Annotated in this window: 21 protein-coding genes and 1 tRNA gene; 19 read left to right on the forward strand and 3 right to left on the reverse strand. The window is 63.0% G+C overall.

Annotation, left to right across the window (positions count from 1 at the left end):
• Positions 1-8: 8 nt before the first annotated feature.
• Complete coding sequence (locus ACM9ME_RS06330) at positions 9-503, reverse strand: GNAT family N-acetyltransferase (protein ID WP_415642591.1); 495 nt, start codon at positions 501-503, stop codon at positions 9-11.
• 57 nt (positions 504-560) lie between these two features.
• On the opposite strand from ACM9ME_RS06330, the gene ACM9ME_RS06335 reads away from it, so the two are divergent.
• Together ACM9ME_RS06335 and ACM9ME_RS06340 are read left to right on the forward strand one after the other, a co-directional pair.
• Positions 561-929: a dihydroneopterin aldolase gene (locus ACM9ME_RS06335; RefSeq protein WP_415642592.1), complete on the forward strand. Its 369-nt coding sequence runs from the start codon at positions 561-563 to the stop codon at positions 927-929.
• Positions 926-1,654: an SDR family oxidoreductase gene (locus tag ACM9ME_RS06340; protein ID WP_415642593.1), complete on the forward strand. Its 729-nt coding sequence runs from the start codon at positions 926-928 to the stop codon at positions 1,652-1,654. The genes ACM9ME_RS06335 and ACM9ME_RS06340 overlap by 4 nt, the downstream gene beginning before the upstream one ends.
• On the opposite strand, the gene ACM9ME_RS06345 is transcribed toward ACM9ME_RS06340, so the two are convergent.
• Positions 1,651-2,430: a hypothetical protein gene (locus tag ACM9ME_RS06345; RefSeq protein WP_415642594.1), complete on the reverse strand. Its 780-nt coding sequence runs from the start codon at positions 2,428-2,430 to the stop codon at positions 1,651-1,653. The genes ACM9ME_RS06340 and ACM9ME_RS06345 overlap by 4 nt on opposite strands.
• A gap of 215 nt (positions 2,431-2,645) precedes the next feature.
• On the opposite strand from ACM9ME_RS06345, the gene ACM9ME_RS06350 reads away from it, so the two are divergent.
• The 5 genes from ACM9ME_RS06350 to ACM9ME_RS06370 all read left to right on the forward strand — a co-directional run bounded on the left by ACM9ME_RS06350 (position 2,646) and on the right by ACM9ME_RS06370 (position 5,794).
• Positions 2,646-3,302, forward strand: a complete 657-nt coding sequence (locus ACM9ME_RS06350; protein WP_415642595.1) for an energy transducer TonB — start codon at positions 2,646-2,648, stop codon at positions 3,300-3,302.
• A 28-nt stretch (positions 3,303-3,330) separates the two neighbouring features.
• A complete protein-coding gene (locus tag ACM9ME_RS06355; protein WP_415642596.1) occupies positions 3,331-4,164 on the forward strand; it encodes a MotA/TolQ/ExbB proton channel family protein in 834 nt (277 codons plus the stop codon).
• Between the two features lie 60 nt (positions 4,165-4,224).
• Positions 4,225-4,719, forward strand: a complete 495-nt coding sequence (locus tag ACM9ME_RS06360; protein ID WP_415642597.1) for an ExbD/TolR family protein — start codon at positions 4,225-4,227, stop codon at positions 4,717-4,719.
• 25 nt (positions 4,720-4,744) lie between these two features.
• Positions 4,745-5,179, forward strand: coding sequence for an ExbD/TolR family protein (locus ACM9ME_RS06365; RefSeq protein ID WP_415642598.1), 435 nt, complete (start codon positions 4,745-4,747; stop codon positions 5,177-5,179).
• A gap of 186 nt (positions 5,180-5,365) precedes the next feature.
• Complete coding sequence (locus ACM9ME_RS06370) at positions 5,366-5,794, forward strand: ExbD/TolR family protein (RefSeq protein ID WP_415642599.1); 429 nt, start codon at positions 5,366-5,368, stop codon at positions 5,792-5,794.
• A gap of 4 nt (positions 5,795-5,798) precedes the next feature.
• Here ACM9ME_RS06370 and ACM9ME_RS06375 read toward each other — a convergent pair whose 3' ends face one another.
• Positions 5,799-5,930, reverse strand: a complete 132-nt coding sequence (locus tag ACM9ME_RS06375) for a hypothetical protein (RefSeq protein ID WP_415642600.1) — start codon at positions 5,928-5,930, stop codon at positions 5,799-5,801.
• Positions 5,931-6,035: 105 nt separating this feature from the next.
• Here ACM9ME_RS06375 and ACM9ME_RS06380 point away from each other — a divergent pair.
• From ACM9ME_RS06380 to ACM9ME_RS06435, 12 genes are all read left to right on the forward strand, one after another.
• Positions 6,036-6,120, forward strand: a tRNA-Leu gene (locus ACM9ME_RS06380).
• A 109-nt stretch (positions 6,121-6,229) separates the two neighbouring features.
• Positions 6,230-7,813, forward strand: a complete 1,584-nt coding sequence (tig, locus tag ACM9ME_RS06385) for a trigger factor (RefSeq protein ID WP_415642601.1) — start codon at positions 6,230-6,232, stop codon at positions 7,811-7,813.
• A gap of 12 nt (positions 7,814-7,825) precedes the next feature.
• Positions 7,826-8,749: a glycosyltransferase family 2 protein gene (locus ACM9ME_RS06390; RefSeq protein WP_415642602.1), complete on the forward strand. Its 924-nt coding sequence runs from the start codon at positions 7,826-7,828 to the stop codon at positions 8,747-8,749.
• Positions 8,750-8,813: 64 nt separating this feature from the next.
• Entirely contained in the window at positions 8,814-9,464 is a 651-nt protein-coding gene (clpP, locus tag ACM9ME_RS06395) for an ATP-dependent Clp endopeptidase proteolytic subunit ClpP (protein ID WP_415642603.1), read from the forward strand.
• Between the two features lie 126 nt (positions 9,465-9,590).
• Positions 9,591-10,847, forward strand: a complete 1,257-nt coding sequence (gene clpX / locus ACM9ME_RS06400) for an ATP-dependent Clp protease ATP-binding subunit ClpX (protein WP_415642604.1) — start codon at positions 9,591-9,593, stop codon at positions 10,845-10,847.
• Positions 10,844-11,389 (forward strand): hypothetical protein, encoded by a 546-nt coding sequence (locus ACM9ME_RS06405; RefSeq protein ID WP_415642605.1) that lies wholly within the window; start codon positions 10,844-10,846, stop codon positions 11,387-11,389. Before clpX ends, ACM9ME_RS06405 begins: the two co-directional genes overlap by 4 nt.
• A gap of 10 nt (positions 11,390-11,399) precedes the next feature.
• Positions 11,400-12,038, forward strand: coding sequence for a histidine phosphotransferase family protein (locus ACM9ME_RS06410; protein ID WP_415642606.1), 639 nt, complete (start codon positions 11,400-11,402; stop codon positions 12,036-12,038).
• A 36-nt stretch (positions 12,039-12,074) separates the two neighbouring features.
• The gene (locus ACM9ME_RS06415) at positions 12,075-14,051 is read left to right on the forward strand and encodes a chemotaxis protein CheA (protein WP_415642607.1); all 1,977 of its coding nucleotides are present in this window, start codon (positions 12,075-12,077) and stop codon (positions 14,049-14,051) included.
• The gene (locus tag ACM9ME_RS06420) at positions 14,048-14,467 is read left to right on the forward strand and encodes a chemotaxis protein CheW (RefSeq protein ID WP_415642608.1); all 420 of its coding nucleotides are present in this window, start codon (positions 14,048-14,050) and stop codon (positions 14,465-14,467) included. The genes ACM9ME_RS06415 and ACM9ME_RS06420 overlap by 4 nt, the downstream gene beginning before the upstream one ends.
• A gap of 55 nt (positions 14,468-14,522) precedes the next feature.
• Positions 14,523-14,891 carry a response regulator gene (locus ACM9ME_RS06425; RefSeq protein WP_415642609.1) on the forward strand — a complete coding sequence of 123 codons (369 nt, stop codon included), beginning with the start codon at positions 14,523-14,525 and terminating at the stop codon, positions 14,889-14,891.
• A 62-nt stretch (positions 14,892-14,953) separates the two neighbouring features.
• Positions 14,954-15,955, forward strand: coding sequence for a chemotaxis protein CheB (locus tag ACM9ME_RS06430; protein ID WP_415642610.1), 1,002 nt, complete (start codon positions 14,954-14,956; stop codon positions 15,953-15,955).
• Entirely contained in the window at positions 15,952-16,773 is an 822-nt protein-coding gene (locus tag ACM9ME_RS06435) for a CheR family methyltransferase (RefSeq protein WP_415642611.1), read from the forward strand. Before ACM9ME_RS06430 ends, ACM9ME_RS06435 begins: the two co-directional genes overlap by 4 nt.

Below are 16,773 nucleotides of genomic sequence, written 5' to 3' on the forward strand. Positions count from 1 at the left end.
GCGACTGCCTAGGCCGACAAGGTCTCCGGCGCAAAGGCATGCAACCGCCCCGTCCGCGTCAAGTGTGCGGCATGTTTGGCCAGCAATCGCCGCCGCTCGACCGGGCCCGGCAACGCCCACTCGCCGGTCGCATCGGCCGAAAAGCCGAAAAACCGTCCATAATATTCGGGGTCGCCGATCATCGTCATCGGCTGTGGGCCAGCCGCTGCAATCAGCGCGTCCATCATCGTCCGCCCAATTCCGCCTTGCTGCACATCGGGCAGTACCGCCACCGGCCCGACCAACACCAACGGCGCGTCGTCGAGCGCCACCGGCCAGCTCTGCAACACCCCAACCAGCGCGGCGTCATCGAACGCCGCAAAACTCAGCGCGGGCAGGGGGCTCAACCCCTCGCGCAACCGATACGCCGTGCGCCCACGCCGGTCCGCGCCAAATGCGGCGTCGAGCAACGCTTCGACGCGATCGGGGGCGGCTGCTGCCAAAGGGGCGATACGGACAGTCATGGGGCGCGCGCCCATAACGATTGGCGGGGGGAATGGAAGCGTTTAAGCGCTCGCCCGATGGACGATCTCCTCCAACTCGAAGTGCACGACCTCGAAGTTCCGGTGCTCACCGGCATCTTCTCCGAAGAAACGCATTTGCCGCAACCGCTGCGCATCTCGATTACGGTCGATCTCGATGTTGCCGCGCCCTTTACGCCCGACACATCGTTGGCCGCGTCGAAGAACTATATGGATATCAAACGTGCCGCGACCGCGCTGCCCGCGGGTCAGCATTTCACGTTGGTCGAAGCGGTGGCGGATCACATCGCCGACACTCTGTTCACGTCCGACGCGCGTGTGAGTCGCGTGGATATTCGCATCGTGAAGCTGGCTATCGCCGAACACGGCGAATCGATCGGCATCCGCCGCGTCAGGCATCGCCCATGAAACTCGCATTGATCACCGGCGGCTACCGACGCATCGGCGCGGCCATTGCGACGGCATTGGCGCGTGACGGCTGGACGCTCGCGCTGCACAGCCATCATGCCGCTGAACCCGAAGGCGAACTTGCGGCGGCGCTGGGCGACTGGCGCGGTTTCGTCGCCGATTTGGGCGATCACAACGCTGTCGAGAGGCTCGTCCCGCAAGTCGTCTCCGCCTTCGATCGTGCGCCGACCTTGCTCGTAAACTGTGCGTCCTTGTTCGACGACGACGATGCCATGATCGCCAATGCCGTCAGCCTCGCGCGCTTTCACGCGGTCAATGCGCTGGCGCCGCAGGCCCTGGCGCTTGCCTTGGCGCGACAAGGGCAGGGCGGCGCAATCGTCAACATCCTCGATCAGCGCGTCCGCAATCCCGTGCGCGATCAGTTGAGCTACTCGCTGAGCAAGTCGGCTCTCGCATCGGCCACCCGCACGCTGGCCGTGGCGCTCGCGCCGCGCTGGCGGGTCAATGCCATTGCCCCCGGTCTGACCCTCCCATCACCCGCGCATGACGAGAGTGTGCTGGCGAAGACCCGTAAACTGATGCCGCTCGAACGCCTGCCGTCGCCCGACGATGTGGCCGACGCCGCACTCTACTTTGCTCGGGCGCAGGCCGTCACCGGTCAGACCCTGTTCGTCGATGGCGGTGCCAGCCTGCGCGGTTTTGAGCGCGACTTCGGCAATCTCTAACCGTCGCAGCGCCCCAGCTGTGTGACAACGAAGCCGTAATCCGCGCGCGCTGCGCTGCGCCCGGTCTCATCTAGTTCGGCAATCGCCGTATCAGGCAACGTCTTGGGCAAGCCGCATACCAGTCGATACCAGCCGAGCGTGTCCTTGGCGGGCGGCGGACCCTCGCTTGCCACTTCGCCGAACGATGCCGACCAGGCCGGGCCGATCCCCGGACGCCGCAGCACCGATAGCGAGCCGCGCCCGCCGCCCGCTTGATCGAAGAAGATCTGCGTCTCGCTTTCGCCCGGCACGTTTCCGGGCGAGTAGAACGCGCCGCTGACCCGGCGGATCGCACCCGGCGCACCCGCCGCGCTTCGTTCCGTAACAATCGCCCGCACGCGCTTCTCGACGTCGGGCGTCCAGACGACCGGCGGCGCGGTCAGCTGCACTTGCCCCGCCACCCCGCGTGCGGCGATCAGCCACTCGGCCTTTTTCACCTTTGGCGCTTTTCCCTGCGAATCGCGCGGCAGATCGACCACCAGCGCAAGCGCCGGCGGCTGCGGGGCTGGTGCTTTCACCAGCGCCACGACCTTCGACTCCACATAGAATCTCGCTGTGCCCGGTTCGGTATCGGCCTTGATCGGCGCCGCGCTCGTCACCGCGACATGGGCAATCAACGACGCGTCGGCAAAGCTTTTGGCCAGCGCATTATAGCTCTGTGCAGACGTCTTTTCACTCGTAATACAAACACTTACAGCCGCAATGGCGACGACGAAGTGAGATACATGCCTATCCATGGGTACTTGTCTTTCTTGTCCGGCCCCCATTGGCAAGCAGCCATCGCGTCAGACCGAGACAACCCGCCGACAAAGCGATTGCACGGAACTTAGCGCGCCGTTAGGACTTGCGTTAGTTGACCCTGAAAACACAGCATATGGGGTTCATGGGAAGGGCGAAGCGGTTGCGCGACGCCCTTGTCACCACGGTCTTGGCGAGGGAGTTTTAGAGCCGAATGGCGTACACAGACCGGAAAGGTATGACGGCCGGTCGCCTTTGGGCGATCGCGATCGTCGTTATCATTCATATTTTCCTAGGATACGCGTTCATCACCGGCCTGGCGTATGATGTCGTCAAGAAGGTCTCCAAGGACCTGAAGACGTTCGACGTGCAGGAAGAGCCGCCACCACCGGAGGAATTGCCGCCGCCGCCGCCGCCGGACAAGCCGCTGCCGCCGCCGCCGGTCACCATGCCGCCGCCGATCGTGCAGACGCCGACCGTGAACCTGCAGCCGGCGTTCGTGCCGCAGCCTCCGCCGTTGTCGCCGCCTCCGCCACCAGCTCCGCCGCCTCCTCCGCCTGCGCGGGTGGTTGAAGCAGTGAAAGCGCAGCCGCGCGGCAGTCCGCAGGATTGGGCGACGACCGACGACTATCCGCCGGGAGCTGCGCGTGCAGAGGCGCAGGGCACCACTGGGTTTAGCGTTGTCGTTGGTCCTGACGGTCGAGTTCAGTCCTGCAGTGTGACCGTATCGAGCGGCAACAGTGAGCTGGACACGACGACGTGTCGTCTGATTACCCGACGGGCCAGGTTCTCGCCTGCCAAGGATACGTCGGGTCAGGCGATAGGCGGGTCGTTCAGCAGCCGTATTCGCTGGCAATTGCCGAAAAACTAATTCAAATTTTTAGAGGGAAGACCGAGCTATGTTGATCACATTCGCAGCCGCCGCTGCCGCCAATGGAGCGGCTGCTCATGGTGGCAACCCGTACGGCCTCATTCCGGCACTCCAGCAGGGTGGTCCACTGACCATCGCGGTCTTCGTGATCCTCGTGATCATGTCGGTCGGGTCGTTCTACGTGCTGTTCGCGAAGCTGTTCGAACAGAACCGCATCATGCAGCAGGGCAAGAAGATCCGCGCCTCGTTCTGGAGCACGTCGAGCCTGAAGGACGGCTCGAGCAAGCTCGAGAAGGACTCGGCCTATCGCCAGATCGTCGACGACGGCCTGCGCGCAGAAGACCAGCATACCTTGCTGACCAACGAGGTCGACCAGCATGACTGGACGCTCAACGCACTGGCCCGCACCCGCGGCCAGATCGGCGCCAAGCTCAACAAGGGCCTTTCGTTCCTCGCGACGACCGGTTCGACCGCACCGTTCATCGGGCTGTTCGGTACCGTTATCGGTATTCTCGGCGCGCTGGTGAAGATCGGTGCCGCCGGTCAGGCATCGATCGACGCCGTCGCCGGTCCGGTCGGTGAAGCGCTGATCATGACCGCCATCGGCCTCGCCGTGGCGGTTCCCGCGGTTCTCGCGTTCAACTGGCTGCAGGCGCGCAACAAGGCGATCATGGAAGACCTGACGACGTTTTCGAACGACGTGCACGGCTTCATGGCGTCGGGCGGATCGGTGAAGCCGGTGTCGTCATCGGCTGCTCCGGTCGCACGTGCCAACACCACGGGTACCGGCACGACCACTCGTCCGGGTGCGACGACGACCACGGCCGGCCAGGTTGGCGGCGTTCCGACCAGCAAGGCCTAAGCGGATTGGCGGCGGGGTCACAAACCCCGCCGCCGCCGACTTTCCAAGGATCAAGATTTCATGGCGATCAGTTCAACAATGGACGAGGGCGACGAATTTCCCCCCATGTCGGACATCAACACGACGCCGCTCGTCGACGTCATGCTGGTGCTTCTGATCATCTTCCTGATCACGATCCCGGTCGTGTTGCAGAACGTGAAGGTGTCGCTGCCCAAAGTGCGGTTCGACGCGACGACGACCAAGCCGGAAAACGTCAACCTGTCGGTGCGCGGTGTCGGGGCCAATAGCCTGACATGCGAAGTGTACTGGAACCAGACCAAGGTCGGACCCCAGGAACTTGAAGACCGCGCGGTGGCCAAGCTGAAGCTGGAAATCGCCAAGCAGGGCGGCGTGAATGCAGTGGGCCTTGAATTGCCGGAAGCGCATATTCGTGCCGACATCAACACGCCGTACAAGTGCGTCGGCGGGGCGATTTACGTGATGCAACGCGCGGGCTTCGTACGCGTGGGCTTCATTTCCGAACCACCGCCGGGTGAAGGCGTCGAACGTCTCTAATCGACTTTTCTAGGAGTTACGCCTCATGGCAATGAGTACAGGCCGCGGCGAAGACGAGCCGATGATGGAAATGAACACGACGCCGTTGATCGACGTCATGCTCGTTCTCCTCGTGATGTTCATCATCACCATCCCGATTCAGACGCACGCGGTAAAGATCGATCTTCCCGCGGCGACGCCGCCGAACCAACCCAAGCCTCCGATCGATCCGGTGGTGAATAACCTGACGATCAGCCCAGCGGCGCAGGTCCTGTGGAACGGCACGCCGATCGATATGGCGACGCTGCGCGTCTACCTCGACCGCACCCGCGTCATGACGCCCGAACCCGAGCTGCATTTTCAGCCCGATGCCTATTCACGCTTCGACACGGTCGATCGCGTGCTGGCGACGGTGAAGCGCAGCCAGGTTTCGAAGTTCGGATTCGTCGGCAACGAAAACTATTATAATTACGACAAGTGACGCTGGCAGGGCCTGACAAGAGCGTAGCGCAAGCGAGCAAACGTTAGCCTCGTCCCGTCGATGTCGTCGTCGGCGCGCGCGAGCGAGAACGAAGAAAAGGCGGGGTAACTCCCGCCTTTTTACTGTCTGGCCCTTGCAATTCGAAAGACATGTGACATCATCACATTTCCTGCAAGGAGATGTCCGATGGCTATGGCAATGTCACGTGCCGACGATCAACCGCTCATGGAACTGAACACGACGCCACTAATCGATGTGATGCTCGTCCTGCTCGTGATGTTCATCGTGACGATCCCGCTGCAAACGCACGCGGTCAAAATCGACTTGCCGGGCGTTACGCATCCGTTGCCGGCATCGCCCGACCCGGTCGTCAACACCCTGACCGTGAGCCGCTCCGGCATTATTGGCTGGAACGGCGCACCGATCGATCTGACGACGCTCGGCACGTATCTCGACCGGACGCGTGCAATGACGCCCGAACCCGAATTGCATTTTCAGCCCGAAGCTGCCGCGCGCTTCGACACCGTCGATCACGTGCTCGCGACGGTGAAGCGCAGCGGTGTTTCGAAATTCGGCTTTGTCGGCAACGAACGCTTTTACCGTTACAACAACTGATCGGTCAGGCCGCGCCCGGATCGGGGACGTCGACGTCGCCGGGCATGGGCGAAACTTCCGCGGGCGGTGCGCTCGGCTGCGGGGTTTCGACCGGGCCGGTGTCAGGCTGCGGGTCGGGGGGAGGAATGGTCGCCATGTAACTTCTCCTTTGCAGGAAAGATAACGCGCGACCCGGCATCTGCGCTCCCTTGCCTTTCGCGACCTCGCTGCTAAGGCCGCGCGCTTGCCGAACAGTCCGGCCGCGGGCGTGGCGAAACTGGTAGACGCGCCAGATTTAGGTTCTGGTATCGCAAGATGTGGGGGTTCGAGTCCCTTCGCCCGCACCAGTGACCACGACTTGAACCTGTCCGGCGGACGGGTTCGGCGCGGTCACTCCCGAGCGTATGCGAAGGGGTCGTGACCGAGGTCGAACGAAACGAAAGACGAAGAAAACCGATGAAGATCGCCGAGACTGTGAACGAAGGCCTGAAGCGCGCCTACACATTGACCATCCCCGCCAAGGAGATCGAGGCACGTGTCGATGCGGAAGTGACCAAGGTCGCGCCGCAGATCCGTATGCCCGGTTTCCGCCCCGGCAAGGTTCCCGCGAACCTGGTCAAGAAGATGCACGGCCCCTCGCTGATGCAGGATGCGCTCAACACCGCGATCCAGGATGGCGTGCAAAAGGTCATTGGCGACAATGGCCTGCGCCCCGCGATGCAGCCTTCGGTCGAATTAGGCGACGGCTATGAACCCGGCAAGGATGCCAAGGTCAGCATCGCGCTCGAAGTCCTTCCGCAGGTGCCGACGCCGTCGATCGACGGTCTCAAACTCGAGCGTCTGACCGTCGAAGCCGATGACGCGGCGATCGATATCCAGTTGCAACAGCTGGCGGGCAGCAATAAGCGGTTCGAAGCCGCGCCGGCCAAGCACAAAGCGGTCATTGGCGACCTCGTCGTCATGGACTTTGTCGGCAAAGTCGGCGGTGTGGCGTTCGACGGCGGCACTGGACAGGGCATGGAAGTCGAAATCGGCACCGGTCGCCTGATCCCGGGCTTCGAGGATCAATTGGTCGGCGTGAAGGCGAACGACGAAAAGACGATCAACGTCAGTTTCCCCGCCGATTACAACGTCAAGGATCTCGCCGGTCAGCCCGCGACCTTCGACCTGGTGATCAACGAAGTCCGTACTGCCGCAGAAGCGAAGATCGACGACGAGTTCGCCAAATCGCTCGGCCTGCAGGGTCTCGAGCAGCTCAAGGGCCTGCTCAAGGGTCAGGCGGAGCAGGAACTGAACGGACTCACACGCACGCACATGAAGCGCAAACTCCTCGACCAATTGGCCGAGGGTCACAGCTTCGACGTGCCGCCGTCGATGGTCGAAGCCGAATTCGACCAGATCTGGCGTCAGCTGGAGCATGAAGCGAGCCACGAAGCCGATCCTGCGGCGGCCTTGGCCGAAATGGAAGCCGAACGCGACGATTACCGCCGCATCGCCGAGCGTCGCGTGCGCCTCGGCCTGTTGCTGAGTGAAATCGGCCAGACCAATGGCGTCGAGGTTTCCAACCAGGAAATGCAGCGCCTGATCGCCCAAGCCGCGCAGCAATATGATCCCAAGGAGCGCGAGCGCTTCGTGCAGTATGTCCAGAACGAACCGATGGCCGCCGCGCAGCTGCGGGCGCCGCTGTACGAGGACAAGGTGGTCGATTTCCTGTTCAGCAAGGCCGAGATCACTGACCGCACGTCATCGCGCGCCGAACTCGAAGCGGCGATCGAGGAAGACGATACCGGTGGGCACGTCCATGGTCCCGGCTGCGGCCACGATCATGACGAAAAGCAGACTAAAAAGCCTGCTGCCAAGAAAGCCGCTGCGCCCAAGGCTGAAAAGGCTGAGGCTGCTCCTGCAGAGAAGGCACCTGCCGCCAAAAAGCCCGCTGCGAAGAAGGCTGTTGTGGACGACGCGGTGAAGGCCGAACCGGTAAAGAAGGCGGCTCCGGCGGCAAAGGCGCCTGCCAAGAAGGCAGCTGCGAAGAAAGCCTAAGCGATTCCGCGCATGAAGATCGCCGTCCTCCTGCCATGTTATAATGAGGAGGCGGCGATCGCGCGGACCGTCGCGGATTTTCGCGCGGCGCTGCCCGACGCGGTGATCCATGTTTACGACAACAACTCGTCCGACGGTACCGTCGCGGTGGCGCGCGGGGCAGGGGCGACGGTTGGCACCGAACGGATGCAGGGCAAAGGACACGTCGTCCGTCGCATGTTTGCCGACATCGATGCCGACATTTACATCCTCGCGGACGGGGACGCGACCTATGAGGCGGCCGCCGCACCCGAACTCGTCCGGCGTTTGCTCGACGAACGCCTGGACATGGTCGTCGGCGCGCGGAAATCCGAGATCGAGGCCGCCTATCGCCGGGGTCACCGCCTCGGTAACCGCCTGCTGACGGGGATGCTCGCCTGGACCTTCGGGCGCAGCTTCACCGACATCCTCAGCGGCTATCGCGTCTTCTCGCGCCGCTTCGTCAAATCCTTCCCGTTGCTGTCATCGGGTTTCGAGATCGAAACCGAAATCAGCGTCCACGCGCTCGAAATGCGCATGCCCGTCGCCGAAGTCGTGACAGCTTATGCCGCGCGGCCCGAAGGTTCGGTGTCGAAACTCAACACTTATGGCGACGGCTGGCGAATCCTGAAAACGATCGCGATGCTGTTCCGACTTGAACGACCGCTCGCTTTCTTCGGCGGTTTTGCATTGTTGCTGCTCGTTGCCGCGCTGGTTCTCGCCGAACCCCTCGCCGTAACCTACGCCGCGACCGGCCTGGTTCCACGCTTCCCGACGGCGATCCTCGCCACCGGCCTTGTGCTGCTCTCGGCGCTCAGTCTCTTCACCGGCCTGATCCTCGATACGGTGGTGCGCGGTCGACGTGAGGCCAAGCGGCTCGCCTATCTCGCCCAACCGGCGCCCGGATCGGTTTCGTAAACGGGGCTTGAACCGCTCGCTGCGACCGCCAACATAGGCGGCAGGGCAAAACTAAGGACTTTTCATGAGCACGCCAGACCACGCCGACATTATCGGCGGCCTCGTTCCCATCGTCATCGAACAGTCGAGCCGCGGCGAACGCAGCTTCGACATCTATTCGCGTCTGTTGCGCGAACGGATCGTGTTCATCGTCGGCGGGGTCGAGGACCAAATGGCCTCGCTCATCACCGCGCAATTGCTCTTCCTGGAGTCCGAGAACCCCAAGAAGGACATTTACATGTACATCAACTCGCCGGGCGGCGTGGTGACGGCGGGTCTCGCGATTCACGACACGATGCAATATGTTCGTCCCGAAGTCGGCACGGTGTGCATCGGTCAGGCGGCATCGATGGGCAGTTTCCTTCTGGCGGCGGGTGAGCCGGGCAAGCGCGTTGCGCTGACTAACAGCCGCATCATGATCCATCAGCCTTCGGGCGGCGCGCAGGGCATGGCGTCGGATATCGAAATCCAGGCGAAGGAAATCCTCCGCATGCGTCATCGCCTCAACACGCTTTATGCCAAATACACCGGCAAGACGATCGAGGAGATCGAGCGCGCTATGGACCGCGACAATTTCTTAGAGGCCGACGAAGCCCTGAAGTTTGGTTTGATCGACAAAGTTTACGACAAGCGGCCCGCGGCAACCGAGGATGGCATCACGCCACCAACCGCGTAACATCGGTAGACGGTGTGTCACCTTTGTCACCTTAAGGGCGGTCGGGGACGAAAATTCGCCATTGCCCGTTAAGGTCATTACAGTAACATGGCGGCGGGCTTGCTCGCCCCGACAGGACAGGTTTGAATGACGAAACTCAGCGGTTCGGACTCGAAGTCGACGCTTTATTGCTCGTTCTGCGGCAAGTCGCAGCACGAGGTGCGCAAGCTCATTGCGGGGCCGACGGTGTTCATCTGCGATGAATGCGTCGACCTGTGCAACGACATCATCCGCGAAGAGACCAAGGCGGCGTTGGTCAGCAAGAAGGACGGGGGCGTGCCGACGCCGCAGGAAATCTGCGACGTGCTCGACGATTATGTCATCGGCCAGAAAAAGGCGAAGCGTGTCCTCTCGGTCGCGGTGCATAACCATTACAAGCGGCTGAATCACGGTGCCAAGGGCGCCGATGTCGAACTCGCCAAGTCGAACATCCTGCTCGTCGGGCCGACCGGCTGCGGCAAGACGTTGCTCGCGCAGACGCTGGCGCGGATACTCGATGTGCCTTTCACGATGGCCGATGCGACGACGCTCACCGAGGCCGGTTATGTCGGTGAAGATGTCGAGAACATCATCCTGAAACTGCTCCAGGCGTCCGATTACAACGTCGAACGGGCGCAGCGCGGCATCGTCTATATCGACGAGATCGACAAGATTTCGCGCAAGGCTGAAAACCCGTCGATCACGCGCGACGTGTCGGGTGAGGGTGTTCAGCAGGCGCTGCTCAAACTGATGGAAGGCACCACCGCTTCGGTGCCACCGCAGGGCGGCCGCAAACATCCGCAGCAGGAATTCCTGCAGGTTGACACGACGAACATCCTGTTCATCTGCGGCGGCGCGTTTTCGGGGCTGGAAAAGATCATTTCCGATCGCCTCGAAGGCAAATCGATGGGCTTTGGCGCACATATTGCCGCGCCGGACGAGCGTCGCACCGGTGCGATCCTGCAATCGACCGAGCCTGAGGATCTGCTCAAATTCGGCTTGATTCCTGAATTTGTCGGTCGCCTGCCGGTGATCGCGACGCTCGAGGACCTCGACACCGATGCGCTGGTGAAAATCCTGACCGAGCCGAAGAACGCCTTGGTCAAGCAGTATCGCAAACTGTTCGAAATGGAGGACGTCGAGCTCGGCTTCACCGACGAAGCGCTCGCCGCGATCGCCAAGAAGGGCATCGAGCGAAAGACCGGCGCGCGTGGCTTGCGCTCGATCCTCGAAACGATCTTGCTGGACACCATGTTCGACCTGCCCGGCATGGACGGCGTCGACGAAGTGATGATCGACAAGGATGTCGTCGCCGGGACCAAGGAACCGGTCCGCGTCTATTCGAAGGATAAAGCGGCCGCTTGATCTGTTTGCTGCTCCTGGCTGGTGCGCTCGCCGGCGCGCCGATGGCAGCAACGCTGTCACCCGCTCCTGCGGTGTTGCAGGCGGGTCTGGCTGGCAAGTGGGTCGGAGCGCTCGGTTACCGCGATTATCAGAGCGACAAACTGTTCGAACTGGCGGTAAAAACCGAAATTCTTGCCTTGCCGGATACGGTGACGGTGCTGCGGATTTCGGCTTTCGACGACGGTCCAAAGGTGGGCCAGGTCTACATCACGTCGGCAAGTCTTTACGACTCGACGGGCGGCACGGTGACCACGGCTTCTCTGCGCAAGGGCCGTCCGGTCGAAAATGAAACCGACCGCGTGTCGACGCAGCGGTTCACCGACGCGGCGCACTGGACAGTCATTTACGAACGCGCGGGCGAGGATGGCGACAAAGCGGCCCAGATCAGGACGACCGAGACGCGTGATGGCGACGTCGTGATTGCCGTGAAGGAAGTGATGCCGGCAGGCACGGTCACATGGCGTTTCCGCAACCAGACCCGCCTCGCCAAAGCGGCAAATTGAGCATTCTGGCATGACGTCAGACCCGATCGATCTCGCCAGCCTGTTCTGTTCGCGGCTGTGTCACGACCTGTTGAGCCCGGTCGGAGCGATGGCCAACGGCCTGGAATTGCTTGCCGACGAAAATGACGACGCAACGCGCGGGCAGATCATGGGCTTGCTCGGCGACAGCGCGCGGGTGTCCGCCAACAAGCTCAAATTCTTTCGCCTGGCCTTTGGTGCGGCGGGCGGTTTCGGCGACCGCGTCGATACCGGCGAAGCGCGTTCGGCGATCGAGGGCTTGCTCACCAACGATGGCAAGATCGCGGTCGACTGGCTCGTTGAGGATGCAAGTCTCGACAAGGCGGCGATCAAGGTCATGCTCAATCTCGCATTGCTCGCTGGCGAGGCGCTGGTTCGCGGCGGGCGCGTCGCTGTGGGGGCAGAAACCGGTGGGAATACGACCGAACTGGTGATTAGGGCAGAGGGCGCGCGGTTGGTACTTGACCCCGAGGTCGCTGCGACCCTGACCGGCGGCCACGCCACGCCGACGCCGAAACTGGCGCCCGCCTGGCTGGTCAATTCGCTGACCGCGGCCAGCGGCGGTCATGCGCAGGTCGTCTCGCCGGAAGACGGCGTGCTGTTGTTCGGGGCTACACTGGGCCGCGTTTAGCCGCATCTTAACTCCGATCGTGCAACGAGCACGGTCATGGGCGCACCCGAAATCGATGAACTAACGCAGGAATTCGTCGCGGAGACGCGTGAAATGCTTGAAGGCGTTGGCAGCCACTTGCTGGCGTGGGAGGGCAATCCCGACGACCGTGCGACGATCGATGCAGTGTTCCGTCTGGTCCACACGATCAAGGGCAGTTGCGGCTTCGTCGACCAGCCACGCATCGGAGGCTTGGCGCATGCGGCGGAGGAAATTCTGGCGGCGGCTCGCGACGGCACGCGGACGCCCGACCGGTGCCTTGTCAACGCCATGCTCCGCCTGATCGACCATATCGCGCAGCTGGTCGAAGGTATCGAAACCGGCGTCATCCCCGATCTCGCAACCGACGAGCCCCTGCTTGCGGCCCTCGACGGTGCCGGATCCGATGAGGCATCAATCCCCGAAAAGGTGGTCGCAGCGCCCAGTACGGCATCCTCGACGATCCGCGTGCCGGTCGTCCTCCTCGAAACAATTATGGCGCAAGTTTCCGACCTCGTGCTCGCGCGTAACGACTTGGCGCGCCGCGTCCGCGATGATGCTGAATATACCGCCAGCCTGACGCCGCTCACCAATGTCGTCGGCGAACTGCGCGACAGTATCGGGCGCGCCCGGCTTCAGCCGATCGAGCGCCTGTTTCGTGGCCTTCCGCGCCTCGTCCGCGACACGGCTGCTTCGCTGCGCAAGGACGTCGATCTGATCATCGAAGGCGACGATGTCGAAATCGACCGTGAAATGGTGGAGGCACTCAAGGATCCGCTGACGCACATCGTCCGTAATTCGATCGACCACGGTGTAGAGATCGACCGTAGCAAGGTCGGAAAACTTCAGCGTGCCACTCTCCACGTCGCCGCGCGCCAGAGCGGCAATCAGGTAACCATCGCGATCAGCGACGACGGTCGCGGCATCGACGTCACCCGCCTGATCGAAAAGGCCAGCGTGCTCAACATCGCGCCGCCTCTGGGCGACGCCGCGAATCTGATTTTCGAACCGGGCTTCAGCACCGCCGCGCAAGTCAGCGATGTATCCGGCCGTGGCGTCGGGATGGACGTTGTTCGCTCGAACATCGAGGGGATCGGCGGCAGTGTCAGTCTCGACAACCGGCCCGGCCAAGGCCTCACCGTGCTGATCCGCGTGCCTTTGACACTGTCGATTCTGACCTGTCTTATTGTTCGAGCCGGGGGACAGCGCTTTGCCATCCCACGCGCGGCGATCGATAAGGTGGTCGCGATTGGGAGCAGCAGCGTGCGCTACGAAGCGATCGGCGACAGCCACATCGCCTCGGTACGCGGTACGCTGCTGTCGGTCGCGCCGCTGGCGACACTGCTGCGGTTGCCCGAACAGACGCCGACTCGCTTGGTGATCATCGAGACCGGGGGTGCGCGCTTTGCGCTCCCGGTCGACGCTGCGCTCGAACATGAAGAGCTGGTGGCGCGCCCACTTGCCCCTGGGGCGGCGAGCCGTCTGTTCGCGGGCCAAAGCCTGTCTGACGACGGTCAGCCCCTGCTCTTGCTCGACGCACTTGGGGTCGCGGCGGCGGCGGGCATTGCGCGCGGCGAACGGCGTACTGCTGCTGTCCTCGAACCGATGGCCGTGCGCCGTCCGTCGGCGCTTCAGTTCGAACGGCTCGATGGCGCGGTCGCCTCGGTGCGCGCCAGTTATGTGGCCCGCATCGAAGATATCGCCCGCGCGTCCTTCATCGCGGTCGGAGACGAAAATTTCGTTACGATCGACGGCGCGATGATTCCGGCGATCGTCGAGGGCGCGCTCCCCGACAATGGCATGGTGGTGACTCTGCGCATCAACACGCCCGATGGGCCGGTCGCATGGCCCGTTGCGGCGGTGCGCGATCTCGTGCCGATCGACTCGGTCACGCGTGTGGCAACGCTAGGCTATGAAGGACTGATCCTGATCGACGGGCAGGGCGTGCCGCTGCTCGAACCGGCGGTCCCGACCAACCGGAGGTTTGCGGCATGACGGAGCTCGCGGTCTTTGCGCGCATCGGCGACCGGCGCGTTGCGTTCGATGCCAGCGGAGTCGAGGCCGTGATCGACCTCGGTGAGATCGTCCCCGTGCCACTCGCGCCGCCGCATGTGCGCGGTCTCGCGGCGGTGCGCAGTCACGTTCTGACCGTAATTGACGTTGCAGCAGCATTGTCGGGCGAAGCGGGAGAAATGGGCAGTCGGCGCGCGCTGGTCGTGGCACGCGACAAGCACCGCTACGCCCTGCTGGTCGATGCCGTCGAGGAGGTGACCACGCCGCTCAGTGCCTCTGCACACATTCCCCCGGGGCTCAGCGCCAATTGGGCTCGCGCCGCGCGTGGCACGGTCGAAGCGGAGAACATCATCGCACTCAGCCTGGATATCGGCGCGATCGTCACTGCTGCGGATTAACCGGTCAGTGACGCCTTCGGTTTAGGGTCGGCGCATACAGCAACAGGAATACACAATGTCCAAGACGTGCCTGGTGGTCGATGATTCCAAGGTCATCCGCAAAGTTGCGCGTCACATCTTGGAGACGCTCGAATTCAGCGTCGAGGAAGCTGCCGATGGTTCCGAAGCATTGGAAGTGTGCGCCGGCAAACGACCCGACGTCGTCCTGCTCGACTGGAACATGCCGGTGATGGGCGGAATGGATTTTCTGCGGGCGCTCGGCGCCATGGCCTATCCTGACAAACCGAAGGTCGTGTTCTGCACCACCGAGAATTCGGGCGCGCATATTCGCGCAGCGATCGAGGCGGGGGCTGACGAATATATCATGAAGCCGTTCGACCGCGATACGCTTGAAAGCAAGCTCCAGATCGTCGGCGCGCTTTAAAGCCGCTGACGATGGCGACGGCACTGACCGCCCCAATTGTGACTCGGCCTGCGGATGTCGTCGTGATCGACGATTCCGCGGTCGTTCGTACTGCGCTGACACGGATGATCGAGCGGGCAGATGGGTTGCGGAGCGCAGCGTCGTTTGCGGGCGCCGCGCACGCGATCGCTTGGCTGGAATTCAATCGTGCCGACGTCATCATGCTCGACATCAACATGCCGGGCATCGACGGCCTCTCCGCCATGCCTGCGCTGATCGCGGCGGCGAATGGCGCGCCTATTCTGATCGTATCGTCCGCCGCTAAAGCGGGTGCCGAGGCGACGGTGCGCAGTTTGGCGCTTGGTGCCGCCGACACGCTCGAAAAGCCCAGTTCCGGCTTCAATGCCGCATTCGAGGCTCTGCTGGTCGGTCGTGCCATGGCGTTGGCACGCGGTAGGCGCGCACGCGCGTCGGTTACGCGCGAGCCGGTCGCCTTGAGGCCGTCACCAATGACCCGTCCGCGGTTACTGGCGCTGGGTGCATCGACCGGGGGTATCCATGCTCTCGAGTCGTTCATCACCGCGTTGCCGGAGGATTTTGAGGTTCCGATCCTGATCACCCAGCATCTCCCAACGGCCTTCGTACCCTTTTTCACTCAGCAATTGGCGCAGCGCACCAGCCGTCTGGCGCGCGTGGCAATCGACGGGCAACCGATCCGGCCGGGGACGATCACCGTTGCGCCGGGCGACGCACATCTCGGACTGACCGGCGTCACATCCGCATTGCGTGTGGTCTTGCGCGACAACGTCGTAGCGTCGCGCTGTTGCCCCTCGCTCGACATTATGCTGACCGATATCGCCGCAACTTGTGGACAAGAAGCGCTGGCCGTCGTCCTGACCGGCATGGGTAGCGATGGCAGCTGCGGCGCGCGCGCGATGGTCGAAGCTGGTGCTCATGTGCTGGCACAGGACGCGGGATCGGCCACCATTTGGGGCATGCCGGGCGCTGTGGCACGCGCGGGACTTGCCAGTCGTCTCGACACTCCCGCTGCTCTGGCGCGTTTTGTCGGGAGGCTACCGGCATGACCGATTATGGCGCAGCGCACCGTATTCTCGGCGCATTGATCGAGGCACGCACCGGCCAGCAGCTCTTGCCCTCGCGTGCCTGGCGAATCGATACCTCGCTGCGTCCATTGATGCGCGAGCTCGACTGCACATCGCTCGACGCGTTGACGGCACGCTTGTACGTCGGCGATTTCTCGCTGGCGACGCGAGTGGTCGAAGCACTGCTGAACAACGAGACGAGCTTTTTCCGCGACCGCGAAGCTTTTGCGTCAATCGGTCGTGATGTCCTGCCGGCGCTGGCCAAGACTCGACCGCTAAAGAAACTCAGCATCTGGTCGGCCGGCTGTTCGACGGGGCAGGAACCGTATTCGCTGGCCATGACCACGGCCGAGGACGAGCATTTCAAGGATTGGGACGTTTCCGTGGTCGCGACCGATGTGTCTGCCGAAGCTATTTCGCGCGGCAAAGCGGGGCGCTACTCACGCTTCGAGATTCAGCGCGGGCTGCCGATCCGTCAGATGCTGCGCTGGTTTCGCGAAGAGGGCGAGGAATGGCATGCCAGCGCGGAGCTCAGGCGTCGCGTACGGTTTCTCCAGCATCACCTATTCGATCCGCCGCCCGGCCGGTTCGACCTGATCCTCTGCCGCAACGTGCTGATGTACTTTTCCACGATCGACCGCGCACGGGGCTTCGACCGGATGGCCGCCGCGCTGGCACCGGGCGGGTTGTTGGTGCTCGGCGCCGGCGAAACGGTGCTGGGACAGACGGGTCACTTCCGCCCGCATCCAATGCTCAAGGGGTGCTACATGGCCAATGAGGCGCTCAGCGTCGCTGCGTGA

Origin of the sequence: Sphingomonas antarctica, assembly GCF_965137005.1 — a bacterium.
Classification (GTDB): Bacteria; Pseudomonadota; Alphaproteobacteria; order Sphingomonadales; family Sphingomonadaceae; genus Sphingomonas_O; species Sphingomonas_O antarctica.